We start from the raw sequence: 20,200 nt of genomic DNA, 5'->3' as shown, positions 1-20,200 counted from the left end.
GCAGATGAACCTGGAACTCGGCGAGGAGCGGACGGCCGTACGGCAGCTCGCCAGGGACTTCGTCGCCCGCGAGATCACCCCGCACGTCGTCGCGTGGGACCGCGCCGAGAGCGTCGACCGGGGCATCGTGAAAAAGCTCGGCGCGCTCGGCTTCCTCGGGCTCACCGTCGACGAGGAGTACGGCGGCTCCGGCGGCGACCACCTCACGTACTGCCTGGTCACCGAGGAGCTGGGCCGTGGTGACTCCTCGGTGCGCGGCATCGTCTCCGTCTCGCTCGGCCTGGTCGCCAAGACCGTCGCCGCACACGGCACCGAGGAGCAGAAACGGCACTGGTTGCCCCGCCTGACCGCGGGCGAGGCCGTCGGCTGCTTCGGCCTCACCGAGCCCGGGACCGGCTCGGACGCCGGGAACCTGAGCACCCGGGCCGTACGCGACGGCGGCGACTATGTGATCAACGGCGCCAAGATGTTCATCACCAACGGCACCTGGGCCGATGTGGTGCTGCTCTTCGCCCGCACCGGCGACGCTCCCGGCCACCGGGGCGTGTCCGCCTTCCTGGTTCCCGCCGACACGCCCGGACTGACCCGTCGCACGATCCACGGAAAGCTCGGACTGCGCGGCCAGGCCACCGCCGAGCTGGCCCTCGACGACGTCCGGGTGCCTGCCGGCGCCCTGCTCGGGCCCGAGGGCAAGGGCTTCTCCGTCGCCATGTCCGCGCTCGCCAAGGGCCGGATGTCGGTGGCCGCGGGCTGCGTCGGCATCGCGCAGGCCGCGCTGGACGCCGCGGTCGGGTACGCGGGCGAGCGCGAGCAGTTCGGAAAGCCCATCGCCCACTACCAGCTGGTCCAGGAGCTGATCAGCGACATCGCCGTCGACGTGGACGCCGCCCGGCTCCTGACCTGGCGGGTCGCCGACCTCATCGACCGCGGCGAGGACTTCGCCACCGCCGCCTCCAAGGCGAAGCTCTTCGCCTCCGAGGCCGCCGTCCGTGCCGCCAACAATGCCCTCCAGGTCTTCGGCGGCTACGGCTACATCGACGAGTACCCGGTCGGCAAACTGCTGCGTGATGCCCGGGTGATGACGCTGTACGAGGGCACCAGCCAGATCCAGAAACTGATCATCGGCCGCGCGCTGACCGGCGTCTCCGCCTTCTGACCTGGGCCGCGGACGGTGGGTGAGTACACAAGGTGAGTACGAGCGCCCATGCCGAGGGCCGGCGCGGGCGCGACGCTGTGCGCATGAGTGAGACACCGGTCAAGCAGCAGAACACCGCGGCGTACTACGGTCAGGCCGTCGCTTCCTTCGCCATCGCGATCGGGGCGGTCGCCGTGGGGATCTTCAACATGGAGGCCGACGCCTGGGTGCGCGCCTTCCTCGGCATAGCCGTCCTGTACCTGACCACGTCCGCCTTCACGCTCGCCAAGGTGGTCAGGGACCGGCAGGAGGCCGGGCAGATCGTCAGCCGCGTCGACCAGGCCCGGCTGGAGAAGCTGCTCGCCGAGCATGACCCCTTCCACAAGATCTAAGCGATCGCTCACCGTCACGGTATGGTGTTCGTCCTGACCAGGGAAGGGGCGAGCGATGAGTGCGGCGGACCAGACGGCCGACGAGGACAGGCCGTGGGACGAGGTCACCCCGGAGGCAGCCCGGAAGTTGCTGGTCGCCGCGGTCGAGGCGTTCGCCGAGCGCGGCTACCACGCGACCACCACACGTGACATCGCGGGCAGGGCCGGTATGAGCCCGGCCGCGCTCTACATCCACTACAAGACCAAGGAAGAGCTGCTCCACCGGATCAGCAGGATCGGCCACGACAAGGCGCTGGAGATCCTCTCCGCCGCCTACGAGGCCGACGGCACGCCCACCGAGCGGCTCGCCGGCGCCGTACGGTCCTTCGTCCGCTGGCACGCAGGCCGGTACACCACGGCGCGGGTGGTGCAGTACGAACTGGACGCGCTCGGCGAAGCCCACCGTGCCGAGATCATCGAGCTGCGCCGCGAGACGGACGCCGTGGTGCGCCGCCTCCTCGAAGAGGGCGTGGCTGCGGGCGAGTTCGATGTGCCGGACGTGCCCGGTACCGCCGTCGCCGTGCTGTCGCTCTGCATCGACGTGGCCCGCTGGTTCAACACCCAGGGGCGGCGGACGCCGGACGAGGTCGGTGTGTTCTACGCCGACCTCGTCCTGCGGATGGTGGACGCTCAGAAGAAGTAGCGGGACACGGACTCCGCCACGCACACCGGCTTGTCGCCGCCCTCGCGCTCGATCGTGACGAGGGCGGTCACCTGCACGCCGCCGCCCGCCTCCTCGACGCTCTGCACCACGGCCGTGGCGCGCAGCCGCGAGCCGACCGGGACGGGGGCGGGGAAGCGCACCTTGTTGCTGCCGTAGTTGATGCCCATCTTCATGCCCTCGACCCGCAGCACCTGCGGCACCAGGGCCGGCAGCAGTGACAGCGTCAGATAGCCGTGGGCGATCGTCGTGCCGAAGGGGCCGCTCGCCGCGCGCTCCGGATCGACGTGAATCCACTGGTGGTCGCCGGTGGCGTCGGCGAAGAGGTCGATCCGCTTCTGGTCGACCTCCAGCCAGTCGCTGTGCCCGAGCTGCTCGCCGACCCCGGCGCGCAGCTCCTCGGGGGAGGTGAAGATCCTCGGCTCTGCCATGTCCCTGGTCCCTGCCTCTCGCATTTGTCGTACGCCCATGTCTAAGCGCTTGCTCAGAATGGTGGGCGGGGGCGCTCCTGTCAACGGACGGCCGCTAGGGTTCGAGGAGTGCCACAGATTCCTGAGAAGATCCACGAGCTCACGGTCGGCCAGCTCTCCGCGCGCAGCGGCGCGGCCGTGTCCGCCTTGCACTTCTACGAGTCCAAGGGCCTCATCAGCAGTCGCCGCACCGCCGGGAACCAGCGCCGTTACAGCAGGGACGCGCTGCGGCGCGTCGCCTTCGTACGGGCCGCACAGCGCGTGGGCATCCCGCTCGCCACCATCCGGGAGGCGCTCGCCGAGCTGCCGGAGGAGCGCACCCCTGATCGCGAGGACTGGGCCCGCCTGTCGGCGGCCTGGCGCGGCGAACTCGACGAGCGGATCAAACAGCTCGGCCGGCTCCGCGACCACCTGACCGACTGCATCGGCTGCGGCTGTCTGTCCCTGGAGACGTGTGTGCTCTCCAACCCGGACGATGTCTTCGGCGACCAACTGACCGGCTCCCGCCTGCTACCGGAACGACGCCGCGCGCGGCGGACCGGTCCCTGAGCCGGACGACGCCCGGCGGAATCGGGTGCGCCACGTCCGGGCGGGGCGGTGTGCTCCACGGTCCGTGCGAGGCACGGACCGCACCGGGCGCGGCGGACCACGTCGCCTGCCGCCCGTCGGGGTGATGCGACTCGCGGACCGTTCGGTGCCCCTGCGGGTCGCGTCCGTATCGGCGGCGTCAGCGGGATGGTGCGTCCGCGGGTTGGGGACGAGGTGCGGGCCGCATCCGTGTCGGCGGCGTCAGCGGGATGGTGCGTCCGCAGCCGCGACCGCGTCTGCGTCCGCGTGCCGGGCTGCGTCCGCGGGTTGGGGACGAGGCGCGGGCCGCATCCGTATCGGCGGCGTCAGCGGGATGGTGCGTCCGCGTGCCGCGTCCGCGTCTGCGTGCCGTGCTGCGTCCGCGGGTTCGGTGGGACGTGCGGACGGTGCCCGTGCCGGGGGCCGGCGGGATGGCGCGGACGGCGACCGCGAACCGTGTCGTTCGGTGCCGCGTCCGCAGGTCGGGTGCGTGATGCGGGCGGCCACATCCGTGTCGGCGGGATGGTGCCTCCGCGGACCGTGGCCGCGCGTCGGCGGTGCCTTCGACGGGCGTGGCCGCCGCGCCCATTCCGGGCGGTGCCTGCGCACGACCGAGCGCCGGGTGTCGGCCGGGCCCTGGCCACAGGGTCTCACCGCAGGGCGTCCGCCGGGCGGGCCCGGCCCCCGGCCCCGCCCGCTCCTCTCAGGGCCCGCCCCCGCCGGCTACTCGAACTCCGTGCCGCCCTTGCGGGTCAGGTACGCCGCGCTCACCGCCTTGGCGATCGCCCGGCCGCCGACCACCGGGCTGTAGCGCTCCACCGCCGGGCGGATCACCACGCCCTCGCGCAGGTGCAGCTCGCGCCCCGAGACCGTCTCCCGGCCCGTCGCCAGGCGCAGCACCTCGTCGGTGTCGTACGGGCCCTCGTACAACCTTGGTACCAGGGGCAGTTCGCCTGCCAGCAGCGCGGTCGCGTCCAGCCAGTGGAGCCGCCCGTCGATCTCCGCCGACACGTCGAACACGGCGTAGCCGAGGCCGTCTTCGGCGCGGGCGTTCGCCCCATAGGAGAGATCCTGGACCCCCGCCCCGTACACCTCGCCGAAGACGCCGACCCGGCTCGCACCCAGCTTCTCGGCCAGGCGCGCGGCGGCCGACGGGACGTCGTGCGTCAGAACGGCCCGCCAGTACAGGTTGCTCGGGTTCTGCGTGATGGCGAGGCCCTTGGCGCCGAAGCCCTTGGACGAGACCTGCACTCTTCCGCCCTCGGCCGCTGAGTACGTCAACAGGCAGGCCGAGCCGTGCAGTTTCTCCGTCAGCACGACCGGCTCACCGGGCTCGAAGATGCCCGGGTAGCGCTGCAGGTTCTCGATGTCCACCCACGGCAGCAGGTCCGGTGCCGCCTCCACGTCGCCGCCCATCCGGGGCGGGATCGGCGGCGCCCACTTGGTGATCGCGAGCCGCTCGGCGAAGTCCGTGCCGTCCGCGGCCGCCTGCGCCAGGTCGACGTCCGCGAGCGCACGCGGCCGGCAGACGATGCCCTGCGACAGTTCGCCGCGCAGCCGGACCGCCTTGACCCGGTTGGCCTCGCCGCCCGCGAGCCGGCCGGTCAGGCCGAGCTCTTCGATCAGCCCGGTCGGGAGCACGGCCTGCTCGGGGATGTACAGGGCGGTGTCACCGGTGCGATAGACGCCCTTGGCGACGACGGCGCGGTACAGGCCCACCTGGGCCAGCTCCAGGGCGTCGGCGTTCGGGTGCTCGTGCACGGTCAGGACTTCGGCGGTGACGCGCAGCGTCGACATCAGGGCTCCTCGGTCGTGTTCCTGTTCGCCCCCTACTGTCGGCCCCGTAATCCCGCTGGGCCACGGATTTGACCTCTGGTAGCGTCGGGATCTTCGGCCGCCCGGGCCGCGAGCCGCAGCCCTCGGCCGGGACATGGCGGCACATGGCCTCCCCAGCACTCACCGCGGCGGTGGACCGCATCCGCACGGCCCTCGCCGGCATGACCAGCCCTCACGAGACGGGCCGCGGCCGCTGTCATCTCCCTGATGAGACGGCGATGTTGCACGTGGGGGGCGCGGAACTGCCCGACGAAGTCCCGCGCGGATGCACACACGAGTGGCCGGACCACTTCGACGACCAGCCACCGCGATGCGCCGTATCCTCCGCAGCTCGCGGCGCAGTTGGCCGTGCGCCGGTGAGCCGCATGCGCGCCTCCTGCCTGACCGGCCTCGGACGGGCCGGCCGGCGGAACCGGTCGGCGGAACCGGCCGACGCGATCCTCGGGCCGCGTGGATCCTTCAGCACACCCCGGACCGGCTGCGCGCCCAAGGCGCCGACCCGCCGCTCCTGTTCAGGACCGGCCCGCCGGCCGTGCCGTACGAGCAGCGGTGAACCGACGCCGGTGCGACGCCGCACGGCCGCGCGCTGACGGAAGGTCCGGGCCCCCGACCCGGAACCCCGTGTCCCTCAAGCGACCGACGCGAGCTCCCGGGACCCCGCGCGCTTCGCCGCGGCCACCGCCTCCGGTGTCAGGACGGGCTGCGGCACCACGATGCCGCAGTCGGTGCAGACCGGGCCGAACCACGGCTCGTGCTCCAGGTCCTGGCGCCACACGATGTGCGTTCCCCTGCACACCGGGCAGGCATCCCCGGGTTCCGTCTTCAGCGCGCCGATCAGGCGGCGCAGCACCTCGTCCAGCGGCTCCGAGGGATGCGTGGCGGGGCTGTCGCAGCGGGCGACCCCGTTCCCGCCCCAGGTCCGGCGATGCCAGTCGTCGATGTGTCCGGGTCGCCGCAGCCCCTCGTGCTTCTCCCGTTTGCGGCGGTCCGCGAAGTTCTCCTCGTATGCGAGCCACACGGCGCGCGCCTGTTCCAACTCCTCCAGCGCGGCCACCAGCCGCGCCGGATCGGGGGCCCTGTCCTCGGGCTCGATGCTGTGCCTGGCGCACAGATGATCCCAAGTGGCCCTGTGCCCATAAGGGGCGAACCTCTCCAGGCACTTGCGCAGTGAGTAGCGCCGCAGCGCCAGGTCACAGCGCGCGTCACGCACCTGTCTCGCAAGACTTCGGAAACCGGCCATCGCGTCGACACCTCCGTCGCTGGTACATCGGCGTTGAAGAATGGACGTAGGAGTGCCCGTTTCGGCTCCATCCAAAATCGCGACCCGTGAGGTCGGCCGGAACACGCCCCCGTCTCAGCGGCCGACGCGGCCCGCCGCCAGCACCACCCGGGCCAGTTCCTCGTGGCAGATGTCGCTGTGCGCACCCGCAGGCGGGCCACCGCGGCGCACCACCTGCGCCGCGTCGACGCTGACGCATCCCGAGTCCGGCAGGCCGTCGCGCAGCGCCTCCTCCAGGGTCAGCCGCGGCGAGCCGCCGACGGCCTGTATGCCGTCGTGGCCCATCGCCCACCACCGCCGGTCGCTGCCCACCGCCGATGCGGAGTCCCCGGCCAGGGCGGACGCCAGCGGGTAGAACACGCCGAGCGCGCTGTCGTGGCGTGAGTAGCAGGCGACGACCGGCCCGTCGACCCGCTCCTGCACGGCGGCGAGCGCGCCCGCACTGTGCGGGGCGTGCGGCAGCCCGCACGCGAACGCGTAGTGGGACAGGGCCCCTTGCAGCAGCGTCACCGACTTCACGTTGTCCGCGCCCTCCGGCAGACCGCGCAGCGCGAACGCCACCAGCCGCGCGCCCTGGCTGTGTCCGACGAGGTGCACCCGCAGCCGCGGCGCCGAGCGGGCCAGCCGGCCGAGCAGCGGGCCGAGCCCCAGCTCGCCGACCGTCCCCGCGCGGCGCTTCATCGCGTAGTAGGTCGTCTGCCGCAGCAACTCCTTGGCGCCCCGCCACGCGGAGCGCAGTCCGCCGCCGAACGGGATCGCGCCGTACAGCGAGCCGGACTCCGCGTCCAGCGCGGCGGCCAGCCTGCGGCACAGGGTGAGCGTGTCCTCGTACAGCACCGCGGGCGGGCTCTGCTCGTCATGGGGCAGGTCCTCGGCGAAGCCCGCCTCCAGACCGCCCGGGGGAGCGGCCGCCAACTGCCGTGCCAGCGTGCCGAACTCGGCGAACGCCGCACGCGACTCCGGCTGTTCGTCCAGCAGCAGCGCCAGTCTGTCCACGGCGTCGCGATGCCCGGGGAACAGCTCCGCGAGCACCGCACGCGTCGCCCCGTCCAGGCCGGGCCCCGACGGCTGGGCGCCCGCGGCCGGTGGCTCGACGTCGGGGATCGGCTCGTCCGAGAACCGCATGGAGGGCCAGACGACACCGGCGTACCCCAGCCGCGCCTGCGGGGTCTGGGCCACCAGCTTGGGGAAGGGCGCGAAGAACGACGCGTAGAGCCGCCGGGCCGTGCCCGGAGAGTTGTTCCATCCGTGGGCGAACATCACCAGGTCCGTGACGTTCTGGTCCACGAGCCCGCCGTACGGCCCCAGTACATCGCCGTCCGCGTCGAAAGTGATCTCCCGGTACGGCCGCACACCCGTCCCCGACATGCCTGCCCCTCCCCGTGGCCCCTGACCACCCAGGATCCTGCGCAAGGGCAGAAACGGCCATACCCCGGAAGCGGTCAGAGCCTGTCGGCCGCCGTGACCCGATGCAGATGGACCAGGAGGTCATAGGACGTGACCAGGCGTACGGGTTCGGGCTCGGCCGGCCACGCGTTGCCGATGTCCCGCGTCGGACGGGTCACTCCCAGCCACTCGCGGGCCGCCCGGGGCGCGCTGCGCATGTCCAGGTAGTAGTCCTTCCGCGCCACCTGCCGCAGCGTGTCCTCGTTGCTCCCGGGCTCGGGCGCGCCCACCGAGAAGGTGCGCAGCGGTTCGGCGGGGTCGGTGGTGTCGAGCGCGTTGAACGATCCCCGGCCGAAGGTGAAGCCGACACTGACATAGGCGTCGCCGACCATCTCCCGCAGGAACGTGCCCTGGACCTTCGGGTACTGCTGCGGGTTGGTCGTCACCAGCCGGACGTGCCCGTTGTGGGCGGACACCAGCATCCGGTGCCCGGTGTGCCGCTGCCACCACACGGTGTTCTCGGCCATCACCTGGTCGCGGTAGCGCATGGCCGCACCCACCTGCGCCGGGTCGAACAGGTCGTACGAGAACTCCGTGCCGGTCTGGGCGATGGCCCGGGCATGCTGGACCACCCAGGCGTGCCGCTCGCGGTCCGGCCCGGGCCGCTGCCGCTCCAGTAGCGCCAGCGCCCGCCGTACGTCTTCGGCCATGGCCTTCCGCTCCGGCAGCGGCCGGAACAGATAGCTCTTGATGGTGTCGTGGACACTGCCGGTGGGCCGGGACGCCTGGTACAACCGCTCGAACTCGGGCAGCAGTCCCGGGTAGTGCTCGCCCACATAGCCGGTCACCTCGTCGAAGAGGCGCGGTCCCGCGTAGGCGAGGTCGTTGCCCATGAACTGGACGGGGCGGTGCGGATGACGGAGGTTGTACTACGCATCCAGCGGATCAGATCCAGGTACTCGCGGGTGTGCCAGATCAGGTACGACTCCTGGAACTCCTCCCGCATGATCGTGCGCGGGTCGCCCTTGCCGTGCAGCACATAGTCGTTGAGCCGCAGGCCGGTGCTCCAGTTCGCCTCCAGTGCGTACGTGGTGAAGCCCTTGTGCTCGACGAGGTGGCGGAACATCCGGTGCTTGGTGGTGAAGAACTCCGCGGAGCCGTGAGTGGCCTCGCCCGCGCCGACGATGGTCGCGGAGCCGACCATGCGCTCCAGCGGCCGCAGGTCCGAGAGTGGTTCGGCGCCTCGCGCGAGCGCGCGGACCGGATCGTCGGTGTGCTGCTGGGCCCGGGCGGGCGCGGTGACCGTGATGGAGGCAAGGGCCATGACGAGCAGCAGCACATGCCGTAACGGAAGACGTTCGGGGTGAGTCATGGATCAAGCCTGTCCGCGCACCCGGGGGCGCGGCCAGCCTGCCGGCCCCCGCTTCCCGGTGGGGCGAACCCCACCGACGACGGTGCTCAATACCGCAGGTACCGCCGCCGTACGGCGCAGAACGCGGCGAGTTCGTCCCGCCACGCACCCACCACCTCGTCGGTGTCCGCGCCCGCGTCGATCAGTGTGCGCACCTTGGTGGAGCCGGTCAGCTTGTCGATCCAGTTGTCGGCGCGCCAGGCGAAGCCGCTCCAGCTGCGCTTCGCCGTCACCAGCAGGGCGATGCCCGTGCGGACGGGGTCGTATGACTCCCGGTCGTGGACGTGGAGTTGGACCCCCCCGACGGTCTTTCCCTGGAACTTGGAGAACGTCGGCGCGAAGTACGCCTCACGGAAGCGGACGCCCGGCAGGCGCAGTTCGCCTGCGGCCTCGGCCCAGCGGCGGTCGATGCCCTCGGCGCCCAGCAGTTCGAAGGGGCGGGTCGTGCCCCGGCCCTCGGACAGGTTCGTGCCCTCAAACAGGCAGGTGCCGGAGTAGACCAGTGCGGTGTCGGGGGTGGGCATGTTGGGGCTCGGCGGGACCCAGGGCAGCCCCGCCGCGTCGTAGAAGTCGGAGCGGCGCCATCCCGTCATGGTCACGGTCGTCAGCTCGACCGGCCGCGCCAGGAACTCCCCGTTGAAGAGCAGGGCCAGCTCGGCGACGGTCATGCCGTGCGCCTGAGAGATCGGCTCGCGGCCCACGAAGGTCGCGAACGCCTTGTCCAGCACGGGCCCGAGAGCCGCGCGGCCCGTCACCGGATTCGGCCGGTCGAGCACCACGAACCGCTTGCCCGCCAGCTCGGCGGCCTGCATGCAGTCGAAGAGGGTCCAGATGTAGGTGTAGAAGCGGGCTCCGGCGTCCTGGATGTCGAAGACGATCGTGTCGACGCCGGAGGCGCTGAAGATGTCGGCGAGCGGCCGGCCGCTCTTGAGATACGTGTCGTACACCGGCAGACCGGTCGCCGGGTCGTCGTAGCGGCCCTCGGAGCCTCCGGCCTGCGCCGTGCCGCGGAAGCCGTGCTCGGGTCCGAAGACCGCGACCAGGTTCACCTGGTCGTCGGCGTGCATGACGTCCACGATGTGCCGTACGTCGCGCGTGATGCCGGTCGGGTTGGTGACCACGCCGACCCGCTCGCCGGCGAGGAGGGCGTACCCGTCGGCGGCCAGCCGTTCGAAACCGGTGCGGACCCGGCCGCGGGCCGTGTGTGCGGCGGCGGGTGCCGCGGATGTCGCGGACAGTGCCCCCACCGCGCCGCCGGCGGCCAGCAAACCCCGTCTGGACAGGCTCATCGAGCTACCTCCGTGATCGCCGTCTGTCATGACCACGCAGGCTAGCGCTCCTGACGCCCGCCGGGAACGACCCGGGCGCGACCGTTGCGCCGCCCTCTTCCGCAGGGGAAGAGGACCGTTGCGCCGCCCTCTTCCCCTGGCACATACCGACCGGTTAGTCTGCCCGCACGGCCGGGACGCTGCGAAAGGCGGAGCTTGATGAGTACGGTGCGGGGCGCGCGGGTTGTTGTCACGGGCGCGGGCGGCGGCATCGGCGCCGCGCTGGCCCGCCGGTTCGCCGCCGGGGGCGCCCGGGTGGTGGTCAACGACATCGACGCGGGCAAGGCCAAGGCGGTCGCCGACGAGATCGGCGGCACCGCCGTGCCCGGCGACGCCTCGGTTGTCGTGGACGAGGCCCGTGACGCGCTCGACGGCGTCATCGACGTCTACTGCGCCAACGCCGGTCTCGCCTCGCCGGGCGACGCCTTCGCGGACGAGGACATCTGGGCCTCGGCCTGGGACGTCAACGTCATGGCGCACGTCCGGGCGAGCCGCGCCCTGCTGCCGGACTGGCTGGAGCGCGGCAGCGGCCGCTTCATCTCCACCGTCTCCGCCGCGGGACTGCTCACCATGATCGGCGCCGCCCCCTACAGCGTCACCAAGCACGGAGCGCTCGCCTATGCCGAGTGGCTTTCCCTCACCTACCGCCACCGCGGCCTCAAGGTCCACGCCATCTGCCCGCAGGGCGTACGGACCGACATGCTCGCCGCCACCGGATCGGCCGGCGACATCGTCCTTCACCCGACCGCGATCGAGCCCGAGGACGTCGCCGACGCCCTCTTCGACGCGATGGACGCGGACCGCTTCCTCGTACTGCCCCACCCCGAGGTCGCCGGCTACTACACGGCGCGGGCCGGCGAGCCCGACCGCTGGCTCGAGGGCATGAACCACCTCCAGCGGAAGTGGGAGGAGACGCGCCGGTGAGATCCGTGTACGCCGCACAGCCCTGGCTCGGACAGCTGACCGAGGCCCAGCGCGCCCCGGTGACCCCGGCCGCGACCGTCGTGCACTCCTTCCGTGCCGCCGTCGCCCGTGCCCCGGAACACCCCGCGCTCGCCTACTTCGACGCCCGGCTCAGCTACCGGGAGACCGACGCGCTCTCCGACTCCGTCGCCGCCCACCTCGCGGACCGCGGTGTCGCCCGCGGCGACCGCGTCGCGATCATGCTCCAGAACACCCCGCACTTCGTGCTCGCCCTGCTCGGCGCGTGGAAGGCCGGCGCGACCGTCGTCCCGCTCAACCCGATGTACAAATCGGGCGAGGTCGCCCACGTCCTCGCCGACTCCGAGGTCGCGGCGCTGATCTGCTCCGACCGGGCGTGGGAGGCGTATCTGCGCGACTGCGCCGCGGGTTCGTCCGTGCGCATCGCGATCACCGCCTGTGAGCTCGACCTCCAGACCCGTCACGACGAGCGGGTCCTCGCCTTCGAGCGGCTGCCACAGGCGGCCGACGCCGACGACCTGCTCACCGTCGCCCGCCGGGGCCTCCCCGCGCCCGCCGACCGTGAACTCGGCCCGGCCGACGTGGCGTTGATCAGCTACACCTCGGGCACCAGCGGCACCCCCAAGGGGGCGATGAACCTCCACGGCGGCATCACCTACAACGCCGAACGCCAGCGAACCGGTCATCCCGTACCCGAGGGCGCCTGCTACTTCGCACTCGCGCCCCTGTTCCACATCACCGGCATGGTCTGCCAGCTCGCCGTCTGCGTCGCCAACGCGGGCACTCTCGCCCTCGCCTACCGCTTCGAGGCGGGCGTCGTCCTCGACGCCTTCGCCGAGCACCGGCCGGCGTACACGGTCGGCCCCTCGACCGCTTTCATGGCGCTGGCCGCCCATCCCGCCGCCACCCGCGAGCACTTCGCCTCCTTCGACGTGATCTCCTCGGGAGGAGCGCCGGTGCCGCCCGCGCTGGTGGAGAAGTTCCGCGCCGGGTTCGGCCCGTACATCCGCAACGGCTACGGGCTCACCGAGTGCACCGCGCCCTGCGCCTCCGTGCCCCCCGAGAAGGAGGCGCCGGTCGACCCGGCCTCCGGCACCCTCTCCGTGGGCCTGCCGGGACCGGACACGATGGTGCGGATCATCGACGAGAACGGTGACGACGTGCCCCTCGGCGAGCAGGGCGAGATCGCCGTCCGCGGCCCCCAGGTGGTGCCCGGCTACTGGCGCATGCCGGAGGCGACGGCCCAGACGTTCCCCGACGGCGAGCTGCGCACCGGCGACATCGGCTTCATGGATCCCGACGGCTGGCTCTACGTCGTCGACCGCAAGAAGGACATGATCAACGCCTCCGGGTTCAAGGTCTGGCCCCGTGAGGTGGAGGACGTCCTCTACACGCACCCGGCGGTCCGTGAGGCGGCCGTCGTCGGCGTGCCCGACTCCTACCGCGGCGAGACCGTCAAGGCGTACGTCAGTCTCCGCCCGGAGGCGTCCGTCGGGCCAGACGAGCTCTCCGCCTACTGTGAGCGGCGGCTCGCCGCCTACAAATACCCTCGGGAAGTGACGGTCCTGCCGGAGCTCCCGAAGACCACAAGTGGGAAGATCCTCAGACGGGAACTGCGTTCCCAGGTGTAGGACAAGGAAACTCTGCGGGAAGGCGGGTGTCGGCGATGGCCAGGACGACGGACGGGGAGGCGACCCCCGTACCGCAGAGGCTGCTGGCCGCCGCCACCCGCCTGTTCGCCGAGCACGGTTACGACCGCACCTCGGTCCAGGAGATCGTGGAGGCGGCGGGCGTCACCAAGGGTGCGCTCTACCACTACTTCGGCTCCAAGGAGGACCTCCTGCAGGAGGTCTACGCGCGGGTGCTACGCGTCCAGCAGGAGCGGCTCGACGCCTTCGCGGACGCGGATGAGCCGGTGGAGGACCGGTTGCGCGGAGCCGCCGCGGACGTCGTCGTGACCACCATCGACAACCTGGACGACGCCGCGATCTTCTTCCGTTCCATGCACCACCTCAGCCCGGAGAAGCACAAGCAGGTGCGTGCCGAGCGGCGCCGCTACCACGAGCGGTTCCGGGCACTGGTGGAGGAGGGGCAGAAGAGCGGTGTCTTCTCCACGGCGACCCCGGCGGATCTTGTGGTGGACTACCACTTCGGTTCGGTGCACCACCTGTCGACGTGGTACCGCCCGGACGGGCCGATGACCAAGCAAGAGGTGGCGGACCACTTGGCGGACCTCCTGCTGAGGGCGCTGCGCCCGTAGCCCGGGGGCGCCGCGCCTCGAACGCCGGCGCGTCCGCGTTTTCCGGGGCGCCTGCCCCGTGCGCCCGCCGCCAGGATCCTTGTCCGTGACGCCCCTGTTGGGGCTCCGCCCCAAGCCCCGCGTCTCAAACCCCGGCGGGGCTGTGTTGCCTGGGGCTCTGGCCGGTGTGCCTTCGCGTCTCAATCGCCGTCTGGGCTGAGCTTTCCCGGGCGCTGGCCCCGTCCTTCGCCGGCTCAATCGCCGTCGGCGGGGCTGGGTGTCCGGGCTCCGCCCGAGGCTTGTGCCTCGATCGTCGGCGGGGGCTGAGTTTTCGGGGGCTCTGGCCGTGCATCCGCCCCAAACGCCGACGCTGTTGAACTTGCCCGGGGGCGCTGCCACCGTGCCTTTGCGCCTCGATCGCCAGCGGCGCCTTTGGCCGGGCGTGCTGGCCTCGTCCTTCGCCGGCCCAATGGCCGTCGGCGGGGCTGGGTGTCCGGGCTCCGCCCGAGGCTTGTGCCTCGATCGTCGGCGGGGGCTGAGTTTTCGGGGGCTCTGGCCGTGCATCCGCCCCAAACGCCGACGCTGTTGAACTTGCCCGGGGGCGCTGCCACCGTGCCTTTGCGCCTCGATCGCCAGCGGCGCCTTTGGCCGGGCGTGCTGGCCTCGTCCTTCGCCGGCCCAATGGCCGTCGGCGGGGCTGGACATCCGGGCTCCGCCCGAGCCCTGCGCCTCGATCGCCGGCCGGGCTGAGTTGCCAGGGGCGATGGCCCCGTGCCTCCGCGCCTCAACCGTCAGCGGGTGGATGCCCGGGCTTCGTTCGAGGCCGCGGATCAGTCGTCGGCGGGGCCGGGCTTCCGGGGCACTGCCCCGTCCTTGGCCGGCTCAATCGCCGTCGCCCGGGGCTGGATGTCCGGGCTCCGCCCGAGACCCGCGCCTCGAATGCTCGGCGGGATGAGTTGCGTGGGGCTCTGGCCCCCGTGCCCCACGCGCCCCAATCGCCAGCGGCGCCGCTGGATGTCCGGGCTCCGTCCGAGGCCGCGGGGCGAGGTGCCGGTGCGCCGGGGGCCTGGGGGCGGAGCCCTCAGTTACGGGAAGGGGCGGGGTGGGGAAAGCCCCCCGCGCCCCCCGCCTCACACGTACTTCTTCAGCTCCCGCCTCGCCAGCGACCGCTGGTGCACCTCGTCCGGTCCGTCCGCCAGCTTCAGCGTCCGCGCCGCCGCCCACAGTTCCGCGAGCGGGAAGTCCTGGCTCACGCCGCCCGCGCCGTGGACCTGCACCGCCTTGTCCAGGATGTCCACGACCGCGCGCGGTGTCGCGATCTTGATCGCCTGGATCTCGGTGTGCGCTCCCCGGTTGCCGACCGTGTCCATCAGCCACGCGGTCTTCAGCACCAGCAGCCGCAGCTGCTCCACCGTGACCCGCGCGTCCGCGATCCAGTTCTGCACGACGCCCTGCTGGGCGATCGCCTTGCCGAACGCCTCGCGGGACACAGCCCGGCGGCACATCAGCTCGATCGCGCGCTCGGCCATGCCGATCAGCCGCATGCAGTGGTGGATCCGGCCCGGCCCGAGCCGTGCCTGGGCGATGGCGAAGCCGCTGCCGACCTCGTCGATGAGGTTCGACGCGGGCACCCGGACGTCGGTGAAGACGACCTCGGCGTGGCCTCCGTGGGAGTGGTCCTCGTAGCCGTAGACCTGCATGGCGCGCCGGACCTCGACGCCCGGGGTGTCGCGCGGGACCAGGATCATCGACTGCTGGCGGCGGATGTCGTCGCCGTCCGGGTCGGTCTTGCCCATCACGATGAAGATCTTGCAGTCCGGGTTCATCGCGCCGGAGATGTACCACTTGCGGCCATTGATGACGTAGTCGTCGCCGTCGCGGTCGATCCGGGTCCGGATGTTCGTCGCGTCGGACGAGGCGACCTCGGGCTCCGTCATGGCGAAGGCGGAGCGGATCTCACCCGCGAGCAGCGGCTCCAGCCACTGCTTCTTCTGCTCGTCGTTCCCGAACTGCGCCAGGACCTCCATGTTCCCCGTGTCGGGGGCGGCGCAGTTCAGCGCGGTCGGCGCCAGGTGAGGGCTGCGGCCGGTGATCTCGGCGAGCGGCGCGTACTGCAGGTTCGTCAGGCCGGCGCCGTGCTCCGCGTCGGGCAGGAAGAGGTTCCACAGGCCCTGCTTGCGTGCCTCGGCCTTCAACTCCTCGACGATCGCCGGTGTGTCCCACGGGGACGCCAGCCGCGCGCGCTGTTCGTGCTCGATCTGCTCGGCCGGATAGACGTGCTCGTCCATGAACGCGAGCAGCTTGGCGCGGAGGTCTTCCGTGCGGGCGTCGAATGCGAAGTCCATGAGGTTCTCAGCCTTCCTGCAAAGTGGTGAGCCCGTGCTCGATGAAGAGGGGGACGAGATCGCCGATGCGATCGAAACCGGCTCCCACGGTCTGGCCGAGGGTGTAGCGGTAGTGGATGCCCTCGAGGATCACGGCGAGCTTGAACCAGGCGAACGCCGTGTACCAGGCGATCCCCGACGCGTCCCGGCCGGAACGCGTCGCGTAGCGCTCGATCAGTTCCTCGGGAGACGGATGGCCGGGGGCGGCCGCCGTGGTGCTGATGGGGGAGCCGGGCAGGTCCAGCCGGTGGCTGTACATCACCAGCAGTCCGAGGTCGGTCAGCGGATCGCCGAGCGTGGACATCTCCCAGTCCAGCACGGCCGTGATCCGGTCGTCCTCGCCGATCAGGACGTTGTCGAGGCGGTAGTCGCCGTGGATGACGGTGGCCGCGGGCGAGTCCGGCAGCGCGCGGCCCAGCGCGGAGTGCAGCTCGTCGATGCCGGGCAGCTCCCTGTTGCGCGAGGCGTCCAGTTGCTTGCCCCAGCGGCGCAGCTGCCGGTCGAGGAATCCCTCGGGCCGCCCGAAGTCGCCGAGGCCGACCGCGTCGGGGTCGACGGCGTGCAGGTCGACGAGCGTGTCGACGAGCGAGAGCACCGCGTCACGGGTGCGGGCGGGGCCGAGAGCGCCGAGCTGGTCCGCCGTGCGGTAAGGCGTGCCCTCGACGAACTCCATCACGTAGAACGGCGATCCGATGACCGACTCGTCGTCGCACAGCAGCACCGGCCGGGGGACCGGCACCCCGGTCGGTGCGAGCGCGCTGATCACCCGGTGCTCGCGCTTCATGTCGTGGGCGGTCGCCAGGACATGGCCCAGCGGCGGCCTGCGTACGACCCAGCGGCCGGTGCCGTCGGTGACCGCGTACGTGAGGTTCGAGCGGCCGCCCTGGATCAGTCGTGCGCTGAGCGGTCCGGTCACCAGCCCCGGCCGCTCGCGGTCAAGATGTCCGCGCAGCTGCTCGGGATCGAGGCCCTGTGGGGCTGGGCTCATGGTGCGTACCTCCGGAGGCGGTCCTGGTCGTCGTCCTGGCGATCGCGTTCATGATGACCGACCAGTCGGTATGTCGTCCAGTGCGCCCGCGGAACCGATGTGTGGATCACATGCAAAGGCGCGCCCGGCCCGGGGGGTGCATGCCCGGGCCGGGCGCGTCCGGCCAGGCCTGGGCCGGTCAGGCGTGGCAGGCCACCGCCACCCCGCCGTTCATCGCCGCCATGTCCGCGAAGACGGCCACAGGATCGAGCGGCGAGCCCTCCGGGAGCCCGTCGAGCTCGGCGTAAGCCCGGTGCAGATTCGCCACCAGCCGCTCGCTCTCGCGCAGTTCGGCGAACGCGCCCAGATCGGCCCCGCGTGCGGTCTGCAGCGGGGTGAGTCCCTTGGAGCGTCCCTCCTCGGCCAGCTCGGCCACGAACCGGAGGTAGCGCTCGGTCGCGTCGTACGCCGACGGGTCGGTGATCGGGCCGTGTCCGGGGACGACCGTCTCCGCGTCGAGGGAGCGCAGCACGTCGAGGGAGCGCAGAGAACCGCTCAGCGACCCCATGGGGATGAACGGCGTGCCGCCCTGGAAGATCAGGTCGCCGGTGAACACCACTTTTCGCCCGGGCAGATACGCGACCGTGTCGCCCGGTGTGTGGGCGACACCGCCCGGGTGGATCAGCCGCACCTCGATATCCCCGACATGGACGGTGAGCCGGTCGCGGTAGGTCACGGTCGGTGCGGTGATCCGGATGTCGCCGAAATCGGTCTGCGGCCAGATCAGATGCAGCTGACGGCCGGCGGCCAGCACTTCGCGGCGGCAGGCGTCGTGCCCGATCACCACGGCCTCGGGCAGGAAGACCCCGTTGCCGTAGGTGTGGTCGCCGTGGTGGTGGGTGTTGACGACGGTACGGGGGAGCGGCGCACCGGTCGCGAGCAGCGCATCCCGCAGGGCATGGGCACGCCGCTCGGTGGCCGCCGTGTCGACGAGGAGGGTCGATTCCCCGTCGCTGACGAATCCCGCGTTGTTCAGGCACCAGCCCCCGTCGGGCTGGACGTAGGCGTGAACCTCTGGTGCGAGCTGGACGGTGTACGGCTCAGTGGCAGGCAACCCTGGACCTCCAGTCGGACTGATCAGGTCGAAGTGACGTTCAGAGCCTGCCAGTCGGCGCCCGTCCGGGGAACAGCCGGTCGCCGGTCAGTGATCGTCCCAGTGGCCGTCGTGCTCGGCGTGCCGGTGTCCGTCGTGGATGTAGTCGACGTGGTCCCCGTGCACCACGGCGGGATGCCCGCAGCCTGCGCCGTGCTCATGGGTGTGGCCGCTGTGCGCGACGTGCTCGCCGGGCTCGCATTCGTCCCAGTGTCCGGAGTGCTTGCGGTGCAGATGTCCTTCGTGCGCGTAGTCGACGTGGTCGCCGTGCGGCACCTCGGTGTGTCCGCAGGACGGCCCGTGCGTGTGCTCGTGGGTGGGGTGCTCGTGGTGGAGGACGGTCATGGCGCTCCCCTTGAAGTCCGGTTTGCGGTGATCTGTGCATTCCAGGCTAGTCTCCGACCCCCGCCTGGGGCGGACACCGGGCCGTACGTATGTGTCTCCGACCCCCGCCCCGGCCGGACATCATGTGCCCCGGCCCGTCAGGTCACGATCGCGACGGCGAACGCGGCCAGCGCCAGGACGCACCCCACCGCGGCGACCGCGCCCCGCAGCGACAGCGCGGGCGGCCGGGCCGCGTCCATCGCGTCGATGCGCCGGTGCGCCACCGCCAGGAAACCGAGCCATGCGGCAACGCTCAGCCCGACCGCCGGCCATACCTCCCCGGTGGCCTGCCGGGCAGCGAGGACCGCCACCACCGTGCAGGCCAGGGTGGTCCGCCGCCACGCCAGGCGGGTCCGCTCGGGCTGCAGCCCCGGATCCCGCTCAGGGGCCGTCACACGTCGCCCCAGGAGACCACCACCACCATGGCGAGGGACACGACCGCGACCAGCAGCGCCAGCAGCGCCGGGAAGCGGGACACCGGTAGGTCCTCGCCCCGGCGCATCGCCCGCTCGCAGCGCACCCAGTGGTTCACGGCGCGCACGGCGCACGCTGCGCCCGTCCCGATCAGCGCGAGCGCGAGACCCGCCCGGACGCCCCAGCGCAGATCCGGCAGGAACTGGTCGACGGCGAAGCCGCCGCCGATGAGCGCCAGGGCCGTGCGGATCCACGCAAGGAACGTCCGCTCGTTGGCGAGCGAGAAGCGGTAGTCGGGCGTCTCGCCCTCCTCCCGTATCCGCCGGGGCGCCAACCACAGCCGCAGGCTCTGTACGAAGTCGCTCACGCTCGGCACCCTACCCGCGGTGTCACGCCGCCTGGTGGGCCCTGAGCCGCTCGTACGCGGCGAGGCCGTCCGGCACCCACTCCCACTCGCGCAGGCGTGCCTCCAGCTCGGCGTCCGTGAGGAAGCCGTGCCAGGCGACCTCCTCCACCCGCGGATTCACCGGCAGCGTGCACCGCACCTCGTAGACGTGTGACCACCAGGTCCGCACGGGGTCGCCGGACCCCTCGTACAGGAACGTGAGCACCGGTACGGGGCGCGGCAGGCCGCTCACCCCGAGCTCCTCCTCGGCCTCGCGCAGCGCGGCGTCGTCGTACGTCTCACCCGCGCCCACGACACCGCCGACGAACATGTCGTACAGGGAGGGGAAGACGAGCTTGCCGGCGGTGCGCCGGTGCACGAAGATCCGCCCGTCCCCGTCCCGTACGAGGACGAACACGCACCGGTGCCGCAGGCCCCGCGCGTACGCCTCGCCGCGCGGGGCCCGGCCGATCACCCGGTCCTGTTCGTCGACGATGTCGAGGATCTCTTCCGCGGGAATTTCTGCCGGAGCCATGGCGCCATCCAAGCACTGCGCGGGGCCGCACCGGTGCGGCGGTGCGGCCTCGCGGGGACGTCAGCGGAAGGTGGCCCGCACCGTGTCCCGGGCGGTTTCCGTACCCTGCTCGACGAGGCGGACCACGATCGTCCGGTGACCGGCGCCGTACGCGGCGGTGGCCAGCGGGAACGACCAGTCGGTCCGTCCCTCGGCCGGTCGCCAGGCGCGGGGGTCCACGGGCCCGTTGCGCTGCACGACCTGCCACTCGACCCGCGCTGTCCGGCATCACCCGGAACGCCGACGCGGCCACC

General features: G+C 71.9%; 20 protein-coding genes and 1 pseudogene. 7 read left to right on the top strand and 14 right to left on the bottom strand.

Annotated elements, in window-relative coordinates:
- The first annotated feature begins 4 nt into the window (after positions 1-4).
- The 3 genes from ACH5AF_RS30765 (at position 5) to ACH5AF_RS30755 (ending at position 2,209) form a co-directional block, all read left to right on the top strand.
- Entirely contained in the window at positions 5-1,156 is a 1,152-nt protein-coding gene (locus tag ACH5AF_RS30765; protein WP_398906177.1) for an acyl-CoA dehydrogenase family protein, read from the top strand.
- An 83-nt stretch (positions 1,157-1,239) separates the two neighbouring features.
- Positions 1,240-1,527 carry a YiaA/YiaB family inner membrane protein gene (locus ACH5AF_RS30760; RefSeq protein ID WP_398906176.1) on the top strand — a complete coding sequence of 96 codons (288 nt, stop codon included), beginning with the start codon at positions 1,240-1,242 and terminating at the stop codon, positions 1,525-1,527.
- 55 nt (positions 1,528-1,582) lie between these two features.
- Positions 1,583-2,209, top strand: coding sequence for a TetR/AcrR family transcriptional regulator (locus ACH5AF_RS30755; protein ID WP_398906175.1), 627 nt, complete (start codon positions 1,583-1,585; stop codon positions 2,207-2,209).
- On the opposite strand, the gene ACH5AF_RS30750 is transcribed toward ACH5AF_RS30755, so the two are convergent.
- The gene (locus tag ACH5AF_RS30750) at positions 2,197-2,658 is read right to left on the bottom strand and encodes a MaoC family dehydratase (protein ID WP_398906173.1); all 462 of its coding nucleotides are present in this window, start codon (positions 2,656-2,658) and stop codon (positions 2,197-2,199) included. The two genes, ACH5AF_RS30755 and ACH5AF_RS30750, sit on opposite strands and share 13 nt — an antisense overlap.
- Positions 2,659-2,766: 108 nt before the next feature.
- Here ACH5AF_RS30750 and soxR point away from each other — a divergent pair, with 108 nt between their 5' ends.
- Entirely contained in the window at positions 2,767-3,246 is a 480-nt protein-coding gene (gene soxR / locus ACH5AF_RS30745; RefSeq protein ID WP_398906172.1) for a redox-sensitive transcriptional activator SoxR, read from the top strand.
- Positions 3,247-3,987: 741 nt separating this feature from the next.
- Here soxR and ACH5AF_RS30740 read toward each other — a convergent pair.
- From ACH5AF_RS30740 to ACH5AF_RS30720, 5 genes and pseudogenes are all read right to left on the bottom strand, one after another.
- The gene (locus tag ACH5AF_RS30740) at positions 3,988-5,061 is read right to left on the bottom strand and encodes an RNA ligase (ATP) (protein ID WP_398906171.1); all 1,074 of its coding nucleotides are present in this window, start codon (positions 5,059-5,061) and stop codon (positions 3,988-3,990) included.
- A gap of 667 nt (positions 5,062-5,728) precedes the next feature.
- Positions 5,729-6,340 (bottom strand): hypothetical protein, encoded by a 612-nt coding sequence (locus tag ACH5AF_RS30735; RefSeq protein WP_398906170.1) that lies wholly within the window; start codon positions 6,338-6,340, stop codon positions 5,729-5,731.
- Between the two features lie 114 nt (positions 6,341-6,454).
- Positions 6,455-7,747: a serine-threonine protein kinase gene (locus ACH5AF_RS30730; RefSeq protein WP_398906168.1), complete on the bottom strand. Its 1,293-nt coding sequence runs from the start codon at positions 7,745-7,747 to the stop codon at positions 6,455-6,457.
- Positions 7,748-7,821: 74 nt separating this feature from the next.
- Positions 7,822-8,891 (bottom strand): annotated as a pseudogene (locus ACH5AF_RS30725) (erythromycin esterase family protein).
- Between the two features lie 332 nt (positions 8,892-9,223).
- Positions 9,224-10,465: an exo-beta-N-acetylmuramidase NamZ domain-containing protein gene (locus ACH5AF_RS30720; protein WP_398906167.1), complete on the bottom strand. Its 1,242-nt coding sequence runs from the start codon at positions 10,463-10,465 to the stop codon at positions 9,224-9,226.
- 198 nt (positions 10,466-10,663) lie between these two features.
- Between ACH5AF_RS30720 and ACH5AF_RS30715 the strand changes: the two genes are divergently transcribed.
- Genes ACH5AF_RS30715 through ACH5AF_RS30705 form a run of 3 tightly spaced genes read left to right on the top strand, consistent with a single transcriptional unit; the run spans position 10,664 to position 13,706 of the window.
- Positions 10,664-11,428, top strand: coding sequence for an SDR family oxidoreductase (locus ACH5AF_RS30715; RefSeq protein WP_398906165.1), 765 nt, complete (start codon positions 10,664-10,666; stop codon positions 11,426-11,428).
- Positions 11,425-13,077 (top strand): AMP-binding protein, encoded by a 1,653-nt coding sequence (locus ACH5AF_RS30710; RefSeq protein ID WP_398906163.1) that lies wholly within the window; start codon positions 11,425-11,427, stop codon positions 13,075-13,077. Before ACH5AF_RS30715 ends, ACH5AF_RS30710 begins: the two co-directional genes overlap by 4 nt.
- Positions 13,078-13,112: 35 nt before the next feature.
- On the top strand, positions 13,113-13,706 hold the full coding sequence (locus ACH5AF_RS30705; protein ID WP_215186773.1) for a TetR/AcrR family transcriptional regulator: 594 nt from the start codon (positions 13,113-13,115) through the stop codon (positions 13,704-13,706).
- 1,109 nt (positions 13,707-14,815) lie between these two features.
- Here ACH5AF_RS30705 and ACH5AF_RS30700 read toward each other — a convergent pair.
- The 8 genes from ACH5AF_RS30700 to ACH5AF_RS30665 form a co-directional block, all read right to left on the bottom strand.
- Entirely contained in the window at positions 14,816-16,030 is a 1,215-nt protein-coding gene (locus ACH5AF_RS30700; RefSeq protein ID WP_398906161.1) for an acyl-CoA dehydrogenase family protein, read from the bottom strand.
- Between the two features lie 7 nt (positions 16,031-16,037).
- Positions 16,038-17,057 (bottom strand): phosphotransferase family protein, encoded by a 1,020-nt coding sequence (locus ACH5AF_RS30695; RefSeq protein ID WP_398906160.1) that lies wholly within the window; start codon positions 17,055-17,057, stop codon positions 16,038-16,040.
- A gap of 178 nt (positions 17,058-17,235) precedes the next feature.
- Positions 17,236-18,150, bottom strand: coding sequence for an MBL fold metallo-hydrolase (locus ACH5AF_RS30690; RefSeq protein ID WP_398906159.1), 915 nt, complete (start codon positions 18,148-18,150; stop codon positions 17,236-17,238).
- 87 nt (positions 18,151-18,237) lie between these two features.
- A complete protein-coding gene (locus ACH5AF_RS30685; RefSeq protein WP_398906158.1) occupies positions 18,238-18,534 on the bottom strand; it encodes a hypothetical protein in 297 nt (98 codons plus the stop codon).
- 137 nt (positions 18,535-18,671) lie between these two features.
- Positions 18,672-18,968 carry a DUF202 domain-containing protein gene (locus ACH5AF_RS30680; protein ID WP_398906157.1) on the bottom strand — a complete coding sequence of 99 codons (297 nt, stop codon included), beginning with the start codon at positions 18,966-18,968 and terminating at the stop codon, positions 18,672-18,674.
- A complete protein-coding gene (locus ACH5AF_RS30675; protein WP_398906155.1) occupies positions 18,965-19,354 on the bottom strand; it encodes a YidH family protein in 390 nt (129 codons plus the stop codon). Before ACH5AF_RS30675 ends, ACH5AF_RS30680 begins: the two co-directional genes overlap by 4 nt.
- A 22-nt stretch (positions 19,355-19,376) precedes the next feature.
- On the bottom strand, positions 19,377-19,907 hold the full coding sequence (locus tag ACH5AF_RS30670) for an NUDIX hydrolase (protein WP_398906154.1): 531 nt from the start codon (positions 19,905-19,907) through the stop codon (positions 19,377-19,379).
- Between the two features lie 60 nt (positions 19,908-19,967).
- Positions 19,968-20,144 (bottom strand): hypothetical protein, encoded by a 177-nt coding sequence (locus ACH5AF_RS30665; protein WP_398906153.1) that lies wholly within the window; start codon positions 20,142-20,144, stop codon positions 19,968-19,970.
- Positions 20,145-20,200 lie beyond the last annotated feature (56 nt).

This window comes from Streptomyces sp. NPDC018833 (assembly GCF_044390825.1).
Taxonomy (GTDB): Bacteria; Actinomycetota; Actinomycetes; order Streptomycetales; family Streptomycetaceae; genus Streptomyces.
Note: the sequence above shows the minus strand (reverse complement) of the source record. Positions and strands in the feature narration are given on the sequence as shown.